The following is a 16,919-nucleotide window of genomic DNA, read 5'->3' on the forward strand; positions in this document are numbered from 1 at the left end:
AGCATCATCCCATCTGTAAAAAATAAAAAACAGAGATTCCATTATGACGCACACTCCCTACCCCCAATCCTATTACGCCTTTTCGGCCAACCCCGTCCCGGCTCGCCCGGAACTCAAGGGTGAGACCGAGACTGATGTCTGTATCGTAGGGGCTGGATATACCGGTCTCTCTACCGCCCTGTTCCTTCTGGAGAATGGTTTCAAGGTCACCATCCTGGAAGCGGCCAAGGTGGGCTTTGGCGCGTCCGGTCGTAACGGTGGCCAGATCGTCAACAGCTACAGCCGCGATATCGACGTGATCGAGCGCACCTCCAACGCCAAGCACGCCCAACTGATGGGCCAGATGGCATTTGAAGGCGGACGCATCATTCGAGAGCGCATCGCCAAGTACAACATCCAGTGCGATCTGAAGGACGGCGGCGTTTTCGCTGCGTTCACCAAGAAGCAGATGGAGCACCTCGAGTCGCAGAAGAAGCTCTGGGAACGCTACGGCCACACCCAGCTCGAGATGATGGACGCCAAGCGCATCCGTGAAGTGGCGGCGACCGACAACTATATCGGCGGCATGCTAGACATGAGCGGCGGCCATATCCACCCACTGAACCTTGCCCTTGGCGAAGCCGCTGCCGTGGAATCCCTGGGCGGTATCATCCACGAGCAGAGCCCGGCCGTTCGTATCGAGCGCGGCGCGAACCCTGTCGTGCAAACACCGCAAGGTCGAGTGAAGGCCAAGTTCGTGGTGGTAGCCGGTAACGCCTACATGGGCAACCTGATCCCAGAACTCGCAGCCAAATCGATGCCGTGCGGCACTCAGGTGATTACCACCGAGCCGCTGTCCGAGGAGATGGCCAAGTCACTTCTACCGCAAGATTACTGCGTAGAGGACTGCAACTATCTGCTGGACTACTACCGCCTCTCTGGCGACAAGCGCCTGATCTATGGCGGCGGCGTCGTCTATGGCGCGCGCGACCCGGCGAACATCGAAGCGATCATTCGTCCGAAGATGCTCAAGACCTTCCCGCAGCTGAAGAACGTGAAGATAGACTTCGCCTGGACCGGCAACTTCCTGCTGACCCTGTCGCGCCTGCCACAGGTTGGCCGGATTGGCGACAACATCTATTACTCCCAGGGCTGCAGCGGCCATGGCGTGACCTACACCCACGTAGCGGGCAAGGTCATCGCGGAAACCCTGCGCGGCCAGGCCGAGCGATTCGATGCATTCGCAAGCCTTCCGCACTATCCGTTCCCGGGCGGCCAGGTTTTCCGCGTACCGTTCACGGCACTGGGCGCTTGGTACTACAGCCTGCGTGACAAGCTGGGCGTCTGACCCCTATGCAATACGACAACGGCGCCCTGAGGCGCCGTTGTCATTTACCCAATCAAGGCATCTGCCGCCGTGCAATGCTGGCCGCTTCAGTCTGCCCTGCGGCATCCAATTCCTCAGCTCCTTTCAACCAGCGCCCGCGCTCAACCGCAGCGGGCAACTGGTCTGGGGATTGCAGCAACACAGCCCATCGGCTAGCAGCGTCCCATCCGGCCTCGAACTCACCAAACCCCATTTGCATGCGACGCTGATGTCCACTACGCAGCAGCAGCGTCCGATTATCCAGGTCATAGCCCACCAGCAAAGCGAAACGCCAGCTGGGCAGCAAACCATAGCCCTGCTTCACGTACACCATAATGGGATTACCCGCCGCAACCTGCTCAAGCAGATCGTCGAGCCCACTACCGAGCGGATAGACCAGCAGGCCATGCTGACGTGCGACATCCGCGATGCTGCGTTGCAGGCTCTCCTCCTGCTGCGGCAGGCGCAATTCCGATTCGAGCAGCCCAGGCGTGACGACCTCGCCTTGCTGGGTCAGCAAGGCAGCGAGCGCAGCAGGCGCACTCTGGTAGGCGTTCTGGGCGAAGAAAGGAACGCCGCTCAGCTCGACAGCCTCGGGCAGGGCACTGACTCTGGGAGAGCGTGGATGCTCTGCGCATGCGCCCAGGAAGACGAGACTGCAGGCAACAGCGATTGGCTTGATGAGGCGGCGGGGTAAAGGCACGGCATCACTCTGATTACGACAGGATTGAATGACCGGCGATCATACTGCCGCCGATCTTCTCGGTATATCGTCCAGGCTTGGCAATACCGCCTGGACGATTGCCAAGGCGCGAAAGCCTGCAACACCCGCCCCGCAGATCTCATGAAACCGTTAGCCGAAATCCTCCTGATACGGGTCACTCGTTCATTTCAGCGACAATTACTTAGCTTTTAACGACGCGCTGTGACTTATCGGTTTCGTTCGGTCATCCACATTCATGACGGTGTCATAAAGCCCGATGGGCCCCTCCGTCACCTTCATTGGGCACAATATGGAGAGACTGATCCCATGAACGCACCTCTGCGATTCAACGAAGCATTGATCATTACAGGCCGAGCCTTCAAACCATTCCAATGCGTTGCCTGGGCCCCCCAGGACGGCACCGGTGAGCTGAGCATCAGCGTCATCGATCGCACCAGCACTCGCCTGCTGGGGCGCTCGAAAATCCCGAGCAGCACCTATTCCGATCCTGAGCAACTGGCCATTATCCTGTTGCAATCCCGCGAAGAACTGAGCAGCAAAGGTTACAGCCTCGACCCCTGGAGCATGCCGGAGTAAAACTCCCGCTCCGTGCCCAATGGGCGGCGGGCAGCATCAATTGCCCGCCGTGATGATCCCGTTCTCCCTCCCCTGCAACCTTGCTGCGCATTGGTCATTTGGCAATATCTGTGCGGCCATTGTCATTGTTGCCACCCTCCCGACCGATCAAACTGGCATCACCTTCAACCGGGGAAGATGCCCATGGAAACCGTTCGCCAGATCGCCTGCCTGGTGTTTGCCGATGCGATGAGCCTGGATATCACGGGCCCACTGCAGGTTTTTGCCTCAGCCAACACGGAACGCCAGCGACAAGGACTGCCTTCCTGCTACGAGATTCACCTGCTCGGCAATGAGGCCGGTCCGATCACCCTTTCTGCCGGCTTCGCACTGGTCGCAGACCAATCCTGGCACCAAGTGTCAGCAGCCGACTTCGACACCCTGCTGGTTCCCGGCGGTGCCGGAGTGGAAGCCATGCGCAAGAATGAGGCGCTACTCGACTGGTTGCGCCACGCCGAACCCAGGGTTCGTCGGCTCGGGTCGATCTGCTCGGGCGCATTGATCCTCGCAGCCGCAGGACTTCTGGACGGGCGCCCTGCCACGACTCACTGGGCCGATGTTCCAGCGCTTCAAGCACATCCCGGAATCATTCTCCAGGGTGAGCGCCTGCATACCTTCGATGCCAGCGGCCAGGATGGTGATGCCCACGTTTTCACCTCTGCCGGTGTCACGGCCGGAATCGACCTGGCCCTGGCCCTGATCGAGTCGGATCTGGGACGTACGATGGCTCTGGCAGTGGCCCGCCGACTGGTGCTGTTCCTGCGTCGTCCGGGCGGCCAGGCACAGTTCAGCGCCTTGCTCACTCCAGAGCCTTGCCGGACTCCCAAACTGGCGGCGCTGCTCGACTGGATCCCCGCCCACTTGGGCGACGATCTCTCACTCGACGCACTGGCCAGCCAAGCCGGCATGTCCCCCCGCAGTCTGTCGCGCGCCTTTGTGCAGGAACTAGGAGTAGGGCCCGGCAAATATGTCGAGCGAGTACGACTCGAAGCCGCTCGCGCGCTCCTGCAGGACGCGCAGGCCTCCATCGGCACCGTTGCGCGACTGACCGGCTTCGGCCATCCGGAGAACCTGCGCCGCAGCTTTCACAAATACTTGTCCGTGAGCCCGCAGGAATACGCGGAGCGGTTCGGACGAACCATAAGCCATTGAGGGAATTGCCATGCTGGAGCTTCGCCCTGGCTGCGAATGTTGCGACCGCGACCTTCCGCCCGACTCGCCGGACGCCCTGATCTGCTCGTTCGAATGCACCTTCTGCCGCGACTGCGCCGGCCAACGCCTGCACGGAATCTGCCCGAACTGCGGAGGAGAGCTGGTGAGACGCCCGATCCGTCCCGCCGGAAAACTGGATAGGTTCCCCGCTTCGACCGAACGCATCCACAAACCATCTGGCTGCCAGCCCATCGCCTGAGACAAGACGACCATGCTCACCTTCTTGAAGAAGTTCCGGGGCGATGCCATCACCCCACCCCCTCGCCCCAGCGTGAAGCAGATCGCCATCGCCTGGTTGGGTGGCATACTGGCAATCGCCAGCATCGCCAGCCTCGGCGACATGCTCTCCCTGACATTGTTACTGGGATCATTCGGCGCGTCCTGTGTGCTGGTTTTCGGGTTTCCCGATGTGCCCTTCTCGCAACCGCGCAATATCCTCTTCGGCCATCTGCTCAGCACGCTGACTGGCCTTGCCGTTCTCCACAGCCTGGGCCCGCACTGGTGGGCCGTCGCACTAGCCGTGGGCACCGCTATCGCCCTGATGATGGCAACCCGAACAGTGCATCCACCGGCCGGCTCCAATCCAGTGATCGTGTTCCTACTGCAACCCAGCTGGGACTTTCTTCTTTACCCCACACTGACCGGCGCGCTGCTGCTGGTGGCCGTGGCACTTCTCTTCAACAATGCGACACGTGAAAGTCGCTACCCGAAATATTGGTAAGCCTGAGAATCAAGGACGAATCATGCTGCTCGGTAACCCCACCATCCGTTTATAGATCGCCGCCCAGGCGCTTTACTGGAGTTGCGCCATGCTCGGCGTAACCCTTATGGCACTGGTCGGCCTGCAACTAGCCCCGCTTACCGCCCTCGCAACCCTGCCGCTAGGCCTGCTGGTACTCGGCAACCTGCTGGCTGCTCAACCGCTGTCGTTGTTCATGTAATGCCATGGCCGCAGACCGGGCCTGATGATCGGCGCCACCTGTAGCATCGCAGGCGGGCTGCTCAGCGCGCTCGGGCTCTTGCTGGGTGATTTCCCGCTGTTCTGCCTCGGCGCCCTACCCATCGGAGCCTACCAGGCTTCGACCATGTATTACCGCTTTGCCGCACTCGAAGCAGTGGACGATCAGCAAAAAGAGCACGCCGCAGGCTATGTGATCGGCGGCGGCCTTTGCGCGGCACTGATTACTCCGAGCCTCTCGCTCTGGTCTCGCAATGCGCTCGAGACGCCTTTCGCAGGTGCATACCTACTGATATCAGGACTGGTCCTGCTCGCACTGCTGCTGATGGCGCGATTGCCGGAAGGTTTGGCACCCAAGCCTGCCAAGGCCGGCTGGGCCGAAGCCCGCGCCCTGCTGAAACGTCCACTGGTGAGAGCGGCGGTGGCAACGACTGCAGTCGGGCACGGTCTGATGATTCTGATCATGAATGCCACCCCGCTGGCGATGAGCGGCTGCGGCCTTTCCCTGGAGTTCAGCGTGCAAGTCATACGCTGGCAAATGCTCGGCATGTTCCTGCCCGCCTTCGTTGCCGGCCCCCTGGTGGACAAACTGGGCAGCCGGCGGGTCGCACTTCTGCGCAGTCTGGTGCTATTGATCAGTGCCTTTGTGGCATTGAGCGACCTTGAGCAGATGCACTTTCTGGTCAGTTCATATCTGCTCGGATCGGGCTGGCACCTGCTGCTGGCCGGCACCACCTTGCTTGGTGAAGGCCATGACGCCCCTGAGCGTGGCCAGGCCCAGGGACTGATGGAACAGTGCAACAGCCTGGTTGCGGTTTGTGGCTCGTTCGCGTCAGGCGCGCTGATCACCGGAGTGGGCTGGGGGGCCGTGAATCTGGGCATGCGGCCTCTGCTCGCCGTAGCCTTGCTGATGCTCTGGCCAGCGCGGCGTCGATTGGCATCGAACCAGTAGAGCGCAACTCGACAGTCAAATGAAAAAGGCGACCCCTGGGTCGCCTTTTTCAGTACGATCACGCCTTAGTAATAGGCGTTCTCGCGATTGCTGTGGTCAGTGACGTCACGCACGCCCTTCAACTCGGGAATTCGCTCCATCAGGGTCTTCTCGACACCGTCCTTCAACGTCATGTCGACCATGCCGCAACCCTGGCAGCCACCACCGAATTTCAGCACAGCGATGCCTTCCTCGACCACGTCGACCAGGCTAACCTGACCGCCATGGCTGGCCAGACCCGGATTGATCTCGGTCTGCAGGTAATAGTTGATGCGCTCATTGAGCGGGCTCTCTTCATTGACCATCGGCACTTTCGCATTCGGGGCCTTGATGGTCAGCTGGCCGCCCATGCGGTCGGTGGCGTAATCGACTATTGCATCTTCCAGGAACGGCTCGCTGACGCCATCGATCCAGGCCGTGAAGGCAGCCAGCGCAAGGGCGCTGTCTTCCGGTTTCTGCTCACCCGGTTTGCAATAGGCAATGCAGGTTTCAGCGTACTGGGTGCCCGGCTGGGTAATGAAGACGCGAATGCCGATGCCCGGGGTGTTCTGCTTCTCCAGCAGATCCGCCAGGTAGTCCTGGGCGGCTTGGGTGATGGTGATGGCGCTCATGGAAACTCCTCGCAAACGTAGGCGCAGTGTACGCCAAAGGACAGTCCAGGATAAAGGCCTACCAAATTAGTAGGAATAATTCGCGTCAAGCCTGGATTCACAGGTTCTGGTATCGGTTCATGTCCAACACACCCGCCTCAACCGGCTCGGTTTCCCCGATGTAACGGGAAAGGTCGTGGAAGTAGAACCAGAACTGCGGATGCGAACGGCGGATGCCCCAGCGCCGCACTATCTGCTCGAACGCCTCCTGGTCCCGCACCTGCTGCAACGCCGCGACAAAAACGGGCACTTCGTCGCCCCGGAGATTGAACATGAAGTTCGGGTAGCTGCTGAGAACGCCCGGATAAACTGTCAACGTATCCAGGCCCGGCTGATAGCGCAGCTCTTCCCCTACGATGAAGGCCACATTGCTGTGCGCACGGTTGCGTAACAGGCTATAGACCTCGCGCCTGCCATCCGGCAACTCGACGCGCAGCAGGGTCGCCTCGGGCAGCAACTCGATCACCTTCAGCCCCGCCGCTGGCCGGCTGACCAGTTGGCTGAATGCCTGCTCGGCCTCCTGCAGCAGCGGCGCTACTGCAGACCTTGAGCAATGTGCGCCAGTGCAGCGGTTAATCGGGTCGGGGCGCGCATTCAGTCCGGCATAACGCTCCAGCAATGTATTGGCGAACGTACGTTTCGGGTCACTGCCGACAAGTGCCAAGCCAGTGGGCGTTTCATGGTCGATAGCCTGATAGTCCAGCCACATCTTCAGCTTGCCGCTGTTCTGGTACCAATCGTTGAGTATCTTCGCTCGGGCCTCTGCTGGCATCAGACGGAGGAAGTTCACCTCAGCGCCATTGCGGATCAGGTCGAAGTACAAGCGCGTCTGCGCCTGGTGCGAGACATTGCCGAATACGTCGAAATTGACCACCAGCTGGTAATAGGTGCGCTCGAAGAGCGGATAGTCCATCCACCAAAGCGTCAGCGGGACATCCCCAATCAGGCCTTTGCGCACCGAGGCACTGTCGTGCTGGCGGAAGATCGACAGCAACGCATTGTCGCTGCCGGCCCAGATATGCGCCCAACTGGCTGGAGGCGCCTCGGCGTAGGCTTCCATGCGCAGCGCTTCGTATTCATTGCGTTTGTCACGGTAGGTGCGCCAGAGGCCCAACAGGTCACCGATCTCGTCGAACTGGCCCGGCATCGCCAACAGCGGCGTCGCAGCCTCGCGGTACTCGGCGTCAGTGATGTACAGGTCATGCGCTGGGTCCTGAAACAGGGTCCAGAAGTTGTCTCGGATCACGTCGGTGGCGATCTGCCCCCGGCAAACCGGACCGCGAATAAAAGTGCGTACGAAGTACTCGGCGTTATCCAACATGAACTGATAGCGCGCCCGCGCCGGGATGGCGCGGAACGTTTCGAACGGGTTGGCACGACGTTGTGCGCCGTAGCCGGGCACCTGCTCTGCTACCCAGTCGCCAGAGAGGAACAGCTCCCTGACCCGAACCAGCTTCTGCGCGCTCAGCGGATAAGTAATGTGCGTCTTGTGCACGATCACGCCCTGGATCGGCCTGAGACGGTAATAGAAAGTGCTGCCGGGGTCGTCATTGGGCCGACGCGTAGCGATGGGGTCGATTGGCTGGCCACTGGGCGTACGTGAGCGAACCACCTGGAAAAAGTGGCCAGCCTCCCCGTTCTCGAAGTAGAGATGCGCAAGAAACAGGTGCTCGAACAGCCAGCGCCCCACCAGCGCCTCACGGGCACCCGGGGCATTCAGCAAAGCCTCCCATTCGGCAACCTGGCGGGCCTCGGCGGCGCTCGGTTGCACGACCGGCTCTGCCACTGGCGCCCCCTCGTCCAGCCAGCGCTGCAAGGTCTGGTACTCCGTCCCACTGAGCCCCGTCACCGCAAATGGCATGCCCGCTTGGGCATGCTGCTCGGCGTAAGCCTCGAATTCGTCGGGCCGCGGACACTGGTTCTTGCGGCCGATGCTGATATCCAGCCCAGCCGGAAGCTTCGCATTGGGCACGAGCGGATGGGACTTGCCCAGCTCCAGCATCCGCGCCATGAGCGCAGCCTGGCCGCCATTGCCCTCCAGCACCGACTGGAAGCCCTTGCGTTTCCAGGCCTCTGCGCCATGCGCATCGAAGTAGAGCCGCGTGGTTTCCTGCGCCTTAGTCCGTGCGCCGTCATAGACCGGCACTTTGCTCGCACCGCGCGCAGCGCCCTCGGCACTCCCCAGGTTGAGCTGACAGGGAGAGTCGTAGCAGGCGTGGCAGGCCACGCACTTCTGGGTAAAGATCGGCTGAATGTCGCGGCTGTATGACAGCTCCTGTGCCAGGGCGGGAAGGCTCGGCAGCATGAGCAAGACGAACACGATATCCAGCTTTCGCAGCGACATGACTCGATCCCTGTAACCCAAAACGTGGATTCTACTGGCTTGCGGGCTATCTCGGTGAACCTGAAAAGCCCGCAACATGAACAGAATTCATGAAAACAGCGAACAAGCTAAAAAATACTAAGGTTTTGTTATCATCGCTGCCTTTGTTTCAACCACTCTCAGGTAGTCCCCATGTCCGACCGCACCGCCCGCCAGCAAGCCCTGCAACAGGCGCTGACCCAGCGCATCCTGATCCTCGACGGCGGCATGGGCACCATGATCCAGAGCTACAAACTGGACGAAGCGGACTACCGCGGCCAGCGTTTCGCTGATTGGCCGAGCGATGTCAAAGGCAACAACGATCTGCTGCTGCTGAGCCGCCCGGATGTCATCCAGTCCATCGAGAAGGCCTACCTTGATGCTGGCGCCGACATCCTGGAAACCAACACCTTCAACGCCACCCGCGTCTCCCAGGCCGACTACGGCATGGAAGAACTGGTGTACGAGCTCAACGTGGAGGGTGCGCGCCTGGCCCGCCAGGTAGCCGATGCCAAGACCCTGGAGACCCCGGACAAGCCGCGCTTCGTCGCCGGCGTGCTCGGTCCGACCAGCCGCACCTGCTCCATCTCCCCGGACGTGAACAACCCCGGCTACCGCAACGTCACCTTCGACCAGCTGGTGGAAAACTATACCGAAGCCACCCGTGGCCTGATCGAGGGCGGTGCGGACCTGATCCTGATCGAGACCATCTTCGACACCCTCAACGCCAAGGCAGCGATCTTTGCCGTGCAGGGCGTGTTCGAAGAGTTGGGCATCGAGCTGCCGATCATGATCTCCGGCACGATCACCGACGCTTCCGGCCGTACTCTGTCCGGGCAGACCACCGAAGCCTTCTGGAACTCGGTGCGCCACGCCAAGCCGATCTCCGTCGGCCTGAACTGCGCCCTTGGCGCCAAGGACCTGCGCCCATACCTGGAGGAGCTGGCCAACAAGGCCGAGACCCACGTCTCCGCGCACCCCAACGCCGGCCTGCCGAACGCCTTCGGCGAGTACGACGAGACGCCGTCGGAAATGGCAGCGGTGGTCGAAGAATTTGCTGCCAGCGGCTTCTTGAACATCGTTGGTGGCTGCTGTGGCACAACCCCGGCGCATATTCAGGCGATCGCCGAAGCCGTAGCCAAGTACCCGCCACGCGTGATTCCGGACATCCCGAAGGCGTGCCGACTGTCAGGTCTGGAACCCTTCACCATCGACCGCAACTCGCTGTTCGTGAACGTCGGCGAGCGCACCAACATCACCGGTTCAGCCAAGTTCGCCCGCCTAATCCGCGAGGAAAACTACACCGAGGCCCTGGAAGTGGCCCTGCAACAAGTGGAAGCTGGTGCCCAGGTGATCGACATCAACATGGACGAGGGCATGCTGGATTCGAAGGCGGCCATGGTCACCTTCCTCAACCTGATCGCTGGCGAGCCGGACATTTCCCGCGTGCCGATCATGATCGACTCCTCCAAGTGGGAAGTGATCGAGGCTGGCCTGAAGTGCATCCAGGGCAAGGGCATCGTCAACTCCATCTCCATGAAGGAAGGCAAAGAAGCCTTCCGTCATCACGCCCGGCTGTGCAAACGCTATGGTGCCGCTGTTGTGGTCATGGCCTTCGACGAGGCCGGCCAGGCCGACACCGCAGCGCGCAAGAAGGAAATCTGCAAGCGCAGCTACGACATCCTGGTCAACGAAGTGGGTTTCTCGCCGGAAGACATCATCTTCGACCCGAACATCTTCGCCGTGGCCACCGGCATCGAGGAGCACAACAACTACGCCGTGGACTTCATCGAGGCCTGTGCCTATATCCGTGACGAGCTGCCCTATGCGCTCTCCTCCGGCGGCGTATCCAACGTGTCGTTTTCCTTCCGCGGCAACAACCCGGTCCGCGAGGCTATCCACTCGGTCTTCCTCTACCACGCGATCAAGAACGGCCTGACCATGGGCATCGTCAACGCCGGCCAGCTGGAGATCTACGACGAGATTCCGGCAGAGCTGCGCGAGAAGGTCGAGGACGTGGTGCTCAACCGCAATCCCGACTCCACCGAAGCCCTGCTGGCCATCGCCGATAACTACAAGGGTGGCGGTGCGGTAAAGGAAGCTGAAAACGAGGAGTGGCGCAGCTACCCGGTGGGCAAACGCCTGGAGCACGCCCTGGTCAAGGGCATCACCACCTTCATCGTCGAAGACACCGAGGAATGCCGCCAGCAGTGCACGCGCCCCATCGATGTCATCGAAGGCCCGCTGATGGCCGGCATGAACGTCGTTGGCGACCTGTTCGGCGCGGGCAAGATGTTCCTGCCGCAAGTGGTCAAGTCCGCCCGCGTGATGAAGCAGGCGGTGGCCCACCTGATTCCCTTCATCGAAGCGGAAAAAGGCGACAAGCCGGAAGCCAAGGGCAAGATCCTCATGGCGACGGTCAAGGGCGACGTGCACGACATCGGCAAGAACATCGTCGGCGTGGTGCTCGGCTGCAACGGCTACGACATCGTCGACCTCGGCGTGATGGTCCCGGCGGAGAAGATCCTGCAGACCGCCATCGCCGAGAAGTGCGACATCATTGGCCTCTCCGGCCTGATCACCCCGTCGCTGGACGAGATGGTCCACGTCGCCAAGGAAATGCAGCGCCAAGGCTTCACGCTGCCGCTGATGATCGGTGGCGCCACCACCTCCAAGGCCCACACGGCGGTGAAGATCGACCCTCAGTACAGCAACGATGCCGTGATCTACGTTACCGACGCCTCGCGTGCAGTCGGCGTGGCCACCCAGTTGCTGTCCAAGGAGCTCAAGGCTGGATTCGTCGAGAAAACCCGCGCTGAATACGTCGAGGTTCGTGAACGCACCGCCAACCGCGCCGCCCGCACCGAGCGATTGGCTTACTCCGACGCACTGGCCAACAAGCCACAGTTCGACTGGGCCAGCTATCGCGCATCCAAGCCGAGCTTCACCGGCGTGCAGATGCTGGAGGACATCGACCTGGCCGTGCTGGCCCAGTACATCGACTGGACGCCCTTCTTCATCTCCTGGGACCTGGCCGGCAAGTACCCGCGCATCCTCACCGACGAGGTGGTGGGCGAAGCGGCCACCGCGCTGTTCAACGATGCCCAGGCCATGCTCAAACAGCTGATCGACGGCAAGCAGATCAAGGCCCGCGCGGTATTCGGCTTCTGGCCTGCCAACCAGGTTGACCACGACGACATCGAGGTCTACGACGACCACGGCAAAGCCATGGCCAAGCTGCATCACCTGCGCCAGCAGACCATCAAGCCCGACAGCAAGCCTAACTTCTGCCTGGCAGACTTCGTGGCACCGAAGGAAAGCGGCATAACCGATTATGTGGGCGGTTTCATCACCACCGCCGGCATCGGTGCCGAGGAGTTGGCCAAGCAGTACGAGGCCAAGGGCGACGACTACAACGCCATCATGGTCAAGGCACTGGCCGACCGCCTGGCTGAGGCCTGCGCCGAATGGCTGCACGAGCGCGTGCGCAAGGAATACTGGGGCTACGCGGCTGACGAGCACTTGGACAACGAGGCGCTGATCAAGGAGCAGTACAAGGGCATCCGCCCGGCTCCCGGCTACCCGGCCTGCCCGGACCACACAGAGAAAGGCACCCTCTTCCGCCTGCTCGACCCGCACAGCACCTCTGGCGTAACGCTCACCGAGCACTACGCGATGTTCCCGGCCGCAGCCGTCAGCGGCTGGTACTTCGCCCACCCGGAAGCGCAGTACTTTGCCGTGGGCAAGATCGAGCGCGACCAAGTGGAGAGCTACAGCAGGCGCAAGGGTCAGGACCAGGCCGTCAGCGAACGCTGGCTGTCGCCGAACCTGGGCTACGAAAGCTGATTGGCTGGCGCCCCTCAGGGCGCCTCGCGAATGAATTCGCTTCACGGATGATGCGCATCACCGGAGCCCGGCCCTCAGCCCGGGACACCAGAAAGGCCCGCCAATACGGTAACGCTGTGCATTCAAGAAAAACGCCGCGATTCCGTGACGGAATCGCGGCGTTTTTCTGGCCTGCCCTCTAGTCTCGGAGAACGCATTGGACAGCGCCCCCCTGTTAAGCACAAAAACCCGACGCCAGATAGCTGGCATCGGGTTTTCGGGTGGGCCCGCTGAAACTCAAATACTTATGTGGACAGCATTACCGCTGATGCGGATCTTTTTCATGCTTGCAGAAATCAGCTACCCGAACCCGAACGGCGAACGAACTTGATCGAATAGGTCATGGTTGGTTTGCGCGTCACACTGATGGCGCGGCGGGTCACGGTGTCGAGCGTGACATTCCAGAAGCCCGTGCTGGGCACCACAATCTTCGCTGGAAAGCGATCGAAGGCGCCGCCGTGGTAGCTGTGTCGGCCACCATTCTTGAAGCTGCGAAAGTTCGCGTCGTTCATCAGACGGATATTGCAGGTTTGCGAGCACTGGATGATGACCAGATCACCCTCATTGAGGTGCTCGCGCTGATGGATGAACTTCATGAACCGCTCCCAAATCGCTCGATAAAACAACGCGCCACAATAACACGAGGGTGCCTATCACATCTCGCAAACACCCGACGAGACTCCGACAACGCCTGGACTCTGGCGTCGACTGAGGTTCAGGCAGCAACTTCACAAGCTTGGCCTAAGCTGAAAATGCCTAAGAAGGCTGGATGAGTCTTTTCCGCCGAGCTCCGAATTGCCTTGGGCCGGGAGGATGCCATTCATGAAATCCACGAATTCCGGATTCATTTCATCAAGGTAGATATGCCATGCCCAACACCAAACGAGCTTGCCTTCTCCTTCTCAGCCTTGCATTGGTCAGCTCCTGCAGCAGCCAGGCCCAGAATGATGGGCTAAGCAGTAGCACCAGCAGCGCCGAGGTGCATGCCCAAGGCGTTCCTGGCGGCGTTACCGCCGAGATGGAGCAGATAACCGCGGTGATCAGTGACATCGACTACAAGAAACGAACCTTTACCCTGCAGGATCAGCAGGGCCACCGCCAGACTTTCCAGGCAGTTCCGGAGATACGCAACTTTCCCCAGATGAAGGTGGGGGATCGCGTAACCGCTACTGTCACGCGCGAGCGGGTGGTGTACCTGCGCGAACCCGGCGAATCCAGGGAGGATGGAGCCGCCGGGGTGCTGGCCACTGCGCCAGAAGGCGACAAGCCCGGCATAATGGCGGCAGACACCGTCGAAGTGACTGCTGTCGTCAAAGCGATCGACGCGGCCAAACATACCGCCACACTGGAGTTCGCCGATGGTAGTCGCAAAACCGTAGCGGTCCGGCCCGATGTCGAACTCAAGCCTTCCTACGTCAATCAGGAAGTGGTCATTCGCCTGACTTCAGCCGTGGCGATCACTGTCGAGGCCCCCTGACAGTCTTCAACCGGTCCATCGGAGCAAAGCCGATGGACCTGCCACCTCCATGGCGAGAGTGGTAGGATGCGCGCCCCATGCGCATCACCGATATCCATCAGCACCTGGCCGAGCTCGGCGCCAAACCTGCCCATAGCGGACGGGTCGTACGCGCCTGGCTGCAGGGCAAGCCACTGAACGCCGGCACACGCCGCCAGCACACTGAGCACTTCCTGCCACTGAGCGTACGCGATGGGCTGCCAGCCCTGGCGGAGCGACTCGAGGGCCTGGTCCGTCTGCGTTCCGAACATCCGGGGGCAGACGGCTCTGCGCGCCTGCTGGTGGAACTCGCTGACGGCCAGATGGTGGAAAGTGTGCTCCTGCCGCGCGACGGTCTGTGCGTCTCGACCCAGGTGGGCTGTGCTGTCGGCTGCGTATTCTGCATGACCGGCAAGAGCGGTCTCCTGCGCCAGGTCGGCAGCGCCGAGATCGTCGCCCAGGTCGCCCTCGCCCGCCGATTCCGCGCAGTGAAGAAAGTGGTGTTCATGGGCATGGGCGAGCCAGCCCACAACCTCGAGAACGTCCTGGAGGCCATCGACCTACTTGGCACTGACGGCGGCATTGGCCACAAGAACCTGGTGTTCTCCACCGTGGGTGACCCAAGGGTCTTCGAACGCTTGCCACAGCAACGGGTCAAGCCGGCCCTGGCACTATCGCTGCACACCACCCGCGCCGACCTGCGCGAACAGCTGCTGCCGAAGGCTCCACGCATCGCCCCGGATGAACTGGTGGAACTGGGCGAGCGCTATGCCCGCACCATCGGCTATCCGATCCAGTACCAATGGACGCTGCTCAAGGGAATCAACGACAGCGTGGAAGAAATGGACGGCATCCTTCGACTGCTCAAGGGCAAGTACGCGGTCATGAACCTGATCCCTTACAACAGCCTCGACGCCGACGACTACCAGCGCCCTGATGGTGACCGCATCGTGCAGATGGTGCGCTACCTGCACAGCCGCGGCATCCTCACCAAAGTACGCAACTCTGCTGGCCAGGACATCGACGGCGGATGCGGGCAACTGCGCGCTCGTGCGGTAGATGTGGTGAACACCAAGCGACTGCAACGTCCAGCTCGCTAACGGCAGTAACCCCCCGGCCTGCTACGCTGATGCCAGGAGGTGTCCTATGGACGACAAGGAAAAAGAAAAGCCCCTGAGCTTCCGCGAGATGCTGCAAAGTGTGCTGGCTGCTGCCTTTGGCGTGCAGAGTGGGAAGAACCGGGCACGCGACTTCAGCCGTGGCAAGCCCAGTCAATTCATCCTGCTCGGCGTGATTTTCACAGCAGTCTTCGTGCTGCTGATCTACGGGGTGGTCAAGCTGGTCCTGCACCTCGCCGGGTTGTAAGCATCAATCAAGCAGCGGCTGCAGGGAGAACTTGTAGTCACGCTGCTTTGGCGCATGCAGCAAGCTGTAGGACTTGAAATTGATTTTGTAGCCACGCTGCTCGACATGGGTGAGCAGGCGAATGGCCTTCTTCTTGTCCAGCGCCATGAACAAGCGAACTTCGCGGTCCTTGCCGCCATGTTTGGCGAAGTCCAGACCGGCATCGTAGTCATGCAACAACACCAGCGCCCAGCCGCCCAGGGTGAAGTGCCCGCTGACCAACGCACTCACCTGCCCATCCAGATAAGCCCGCAACACTTCAGGTGAATTGTTCAGGGCGGAGAAGTGCAGATCCTGTCCTGGCTTGCGGCCTAGCGCGGTTGCCGCCGCCATCGCCCCGAATGCCATCTCATCATTGGCCGACCAGACTACCTCGACCTTGGGATAGCGCACGAACAACTGCTGTGCCTGGGCGTGGGCACGCTGACGGTTCCACTCTGCATACACCAATTGTCGCAACCGCGCTTGAGGATACGCCGCCAACGCGCGATGCAGGCCCTTTTCGCGGCGCTTCGCTGCAGGAGTCTGCTTGTCGCCGGAAAAGGCCACCAACTCGAATGGCCGGCCCGCATTCAGATGCTGCTGTTGCGCCAGCAGCGACCTGGCCATCAGGTAACCGGCCTCTTCATCGTTGGGAACCATGCTGCCGATCCAATCCGGGTACTGTTCGCGCGTACCGCCAACCAGCGCCTGCTGATCTGGTGTCAGTGTGCTATTGACCGAGAACAACTTGACACCGCTGCTACGGGACAGCCGAAGGATTTCGGGGCCAGCGTACTGCTCGTTGACGAACATCAGGTAATCCGGCCGAGTAGGGCCCAGCAGCACTTCACGGGCCTGTTGAAGCATGCGCTCCTTGTCCCGCTCGGCAAACAGGATCTGCAGGTCCATGTCGAGGTCCGCTGCTGCGGCTTGCATGAACTGCGCATAGCTGACCCAGAAGGGCTCGTCGGACCTCCCGGGATTGAGAAAGACGACCGAGGCGGCGTTGGCAATGGCACTGCTAACCAGGCAGCAGCACAGCAGAAGGCAGGACCAGAACCCTTTCACAATCCATTACCCGGAAAAATGGCGGCGAAGTATAACCGCTTCCAGGCTTGTCTATCGTTGCAGGAGCGAGCCGCCCGACCGGAACGCTCGGGCGGCAGGTGGAGATGAACTACTGATGGCTAACCCAGAACACTGCAGTGGCCACTGCAATGAGGATCAGGGAAAAGATCGCCCAGGCATCAACGCTGCTGTCATGGGTGGAGTGATCGGAATGGTCTGTCATGGCTG

General features: G+C 61.0%; 14 protein-coding genes and 1 pseudogene. 10 read left to right on the top strand and 5 right to left on the bottom strand.

Annotated features, from left to right (window positions below; genetic code table 11):
- Nucleotides 1–43: 43 nt before the first annotated feature.
- Entirely contained in the window at nt 44–1,327 is a 1,284-nt protein-coding gene (locus OXH74_RS25770) for an FAD-binding oxidoreductase (RefSeq protein WP_215373694.1), read from the top strand.
- Between the two features lie 52 nt (nt 1,328–1,379).
- Here OXH74_RS25770 and OXH74_RS25775 read toward each other — a convergent pair whose 3' ends face one another.
- The gene (locus tag OXH74_RS25775) at nt 1,380–2,048 is read right to left on the bottom strand and encodes a PA2778 family cysteine peptidase (RefSeq protein WP_375739466.1); all 669 of its coding nucleotides are present in this window, start codon (nt 2,046–2,048) and stop codon (nt 1,380–1,382) included.
- A 327-nt stretch (nt 2,049–2,375) separates the two neighbouring features.
- Between OXH74_RS25775 and OXH74_RS25780 the strand changes: the two genes are divergently transcribed.
- The 5 genes and pseudogenes from OXH74_RS25780 (at nt 2,376) to OXH74_RS25800 (ending at nt 5,806) form a co-directional block, all read left to right on the top strand.
- On the top strand, nt 2,376–2,645 hold the full coding sequence (locus OXH74_RS25780; protein WP_375739467.1) for a hypothetical protein: 270 nt from the start codon (nt 2,376–2,378) through the stop codon (nt 2,643–2,645).
- Nucleotides 2,646–2,828: 183 nt separating this feature from the next.
- Nucleotides 2,829–3,836: a GlxA family transcriptional regulator gene (locus OXH74_RS25785; RefSeq protein WP_375739468.1), complete on the top strand. Its 1,008-nt coding sequence runs from the start codon at nt 2,829–2,831 to the stop codon at nt 3,834–3,836.
- A gap of 10 nt (nt 3,837–3,846) precedes the next feature.
- A complete protein-coding gene (locus OXH74_RS25790) occupies nt 3,847–4,095 on the top strand; it encodes a DUF1272 domain-containing protein (protein ID WP_375739469.1) in 249 nt (82 codons plus the stop codon).
- A gap of 12 nt (nt 4,096–4,107) precedes the next feature.
- Nucleotides 4,108–4,617: an HPP family protein gene (locus tag OXH74_RS25795; RefSeq protein WP_375739470.1), complete on the top strand. Its 510-nt coding sequence runs from the start codon at nt 4,108–4,110 to the stop codon at nt 4,615–4,617.
- A gap of 55 nt (nt 4,618–4,672) precedes the next feature.
- A pseudogene (locus OXH74_RS25800) lies at nt 4,673–5,806 on the top strand (MFS transporter).
- A 65-nt stretch (nt 5,807–5,871) separates the two neighbouring features.
- Here the strand turns inward: OXH74_RS25800 and nfuA are convergent.
- Complete coding sequence (gene nfuA, locus OXH74_RS25805) at nt 5,872–6,456, bottom strand: Fe-S biogenesis protein NfuA (protein ID WP_375739471.1); 585 nt, start codon at nt 6,454–6,456, stop codon at nt 5,872–5,874.
- A 97-nt stretch (nt 6,457–6,553) separates the two neighbouring features.
- A complete protein-coding gene (locus OXH74_RS25810; protein WP_375739472.1) occupies nt 6,554–8,839 on the bottom strand; it encodes a fatty acid cis/trans isomerase in 2,286 nt (761 codons plus the stop codon).
- Between the two features lie 171 nt (nt 8,840–9,010).
- Here OXH74_RS25810 and metH point away from each other — a divergent pair, with 171 nt between their 5' ends.
- On the top strand, nt 9,011–12,703 hold the full coding sequence (metH, locus tag OXH74_RS25815) for a methionine synthase (protein ID WP_375739473.1): 3,693 nt from the start codon (nt 9,011–9,013) through the stop codon (nt 12,701–12,703).
- Nucleotides 12,704–13,038: 335 nt separating this feature from the next.
- On the opposite strand, the gene OXH74_RS25820 is transcribed toward metH, so the two are convergent.
- On the bottom strand, nt 13,039–13,338 hold the full coding sequence (locus OXH74_RS25820; protein WP_375739474.1) for a DUF1883 domain-containing protein: 300 nt from the start codon (nt 13,336–13,338) through the stop codon (nt 13,039–13,041).
- Between the two features lie 272 nt (nt 13,339–13,610).
- On the opposite strand from OXH74_RS25820, the gene OXH74_RS25825 reads away from it, so the two are divergent.
- The 3 genes from OXH74_RS25825 (at nt 13,611) to OXH74_RS25835 (ending at nt 15,602) form a co-directional block, all read left to right on the top strand.
- A complete protein-coding gene (locus OXH74_RS25825) occupies nt 13,611–14,219 on the top strand; it encodes a hypothetical protein (protein WP_375739475.1) in 609 nt (202 codons plus the stop codon).
- Nucleotides 14,220–14,296: 77 nt separating this feature from the next.
- Nucleotides 14,297–15,337: an RNA methyltransferase gene (locus OXH74_RS25830; protein ID WP_215373740.1), complete on the top strand. Its 1,041-nt coding sequence runs from the start codon at nt 14,297–14,299 to the stop codon at nt 15,335–15,337.
- Nucleotides 15,338–15,383: 46 nt separating this feature from the next.
- Nucleotides 15,384–15,602: a DUF2970 domain-containing protein gene (locus tag OXH74_RS25835; protein WP_215373742.1), complete on the top strand. Its 219-nt coding sequence runs from the start codon at nt 15,384–15,386 to the stop codon at nt 15,600–15,602.
- A gap of 3 nt (nt 15,603–15,605) precedes the next feature.
- On the opposite strand, the gene OXH74_RS25840 is transcribed toward OXH74_RS25835, so the two are convergent.
- A complete protein-coding gene (locus OXH74_RS25840) occupies nt 15,606–16,691 on the bottom strand; it encodes an ABC transporter substrate-binding protein (RefSeq protein WP_375739476.1) in 1,086 nt (361 codons plus the stop codon).
- Nucleotides 16,692–16,919 lie beyond the last annotated feature (228 nt).

The organism is Metapseudomonas boanensis (genome assembly GCF_042232855.1).
Classification (GTDB): Bacteria; Pseudomonadota; Gammaproteobacteria; order Pseudomonadales; family Pseudomonadaceae; genus Metapseudomonas; species Metapseudomonas boanensis.

Coding starts and splice junctions, on each gene's coding strand:
- OXH74_RS25770 (WP_215373694.1), top strand. CDS start 44: ATGACGCACACTCCCTACCCCCAATCCTATTACGCCTTTTCGGCCAAC.
- OXH74_RS25780 (WP_375739467.1), top strand. CDS start 2,376: ATGAACGCACCTCTGCGATTCAACGAAGCATTGATCATTACAGGCCGA.
- OXH74_RS25785 (WP_375739468.1), top strand. CDS start 2,829: ATGGAAACCGTTCGCCAGATCGCCTGCCTGGTGTTTGCCGATGCGATG.
- OXH74_RS25790 (WP_375739469.1), top strand. CDS start 3,847: ATGCTGGAGCTTCGCCCTGGCTGCGAATGTTGCGACCGCGACCTTCCG.
- OXH74_RS25795 (WP_375739470.1), top strand. CDS start 4,108: ATGCTCACCTTCTTGAAGAAGTTCCGGGGCGATGCCATCACCCCACCC.
- nfuA (WP_375739471.1), bottom strand. CDS start 6,456: ATGAGCGCCATCACCATCACCCAAGCCGCCCAGGACTACCTGGCGGAT.
- OXH74_RS25810 (WP_375739472.1), bottom strand. CDS start 8,839: ATGTCGCTGCGAAAGCTGGATATCGTGTTCGTCTTGCTCATGCTGCCG.
- metH (WP_375739473.1), top strand. CDS start 9,011: ATGTCCGACCGCACCGCCCGCCAGCAAGCCCTGCAACAGGCGCTGACC.
- OXH74_RS25820 (WP_375739474.1), bottom strand. CDS start 13,338: ATGAAGTTCATCCATCAGCGCGAGCACCTCAATGAGGGTGATCTGGTC.
- OXH74_RS25825 (WP_375739475.1), top strand. CDS start 13,611: ATGCCCAACACCAAACGAGCTTGCCTTCTCCTTCTCAGCCTTGCATTG.
- OXH74_RS25830 (WP_215373740.1), top strand. CDS start 14,297: ATGCGCATCACCGATATCCATCAGCACCTGGCCGAGCTCGGCGCCAAA.
- OXH74_RS25835 (WP_215373742.1), top strand. CDS start 15,384: ATGGACGACAAGGAAAAAGAAAAGCCCCTGAGCTTCCGCGAGATGCTG.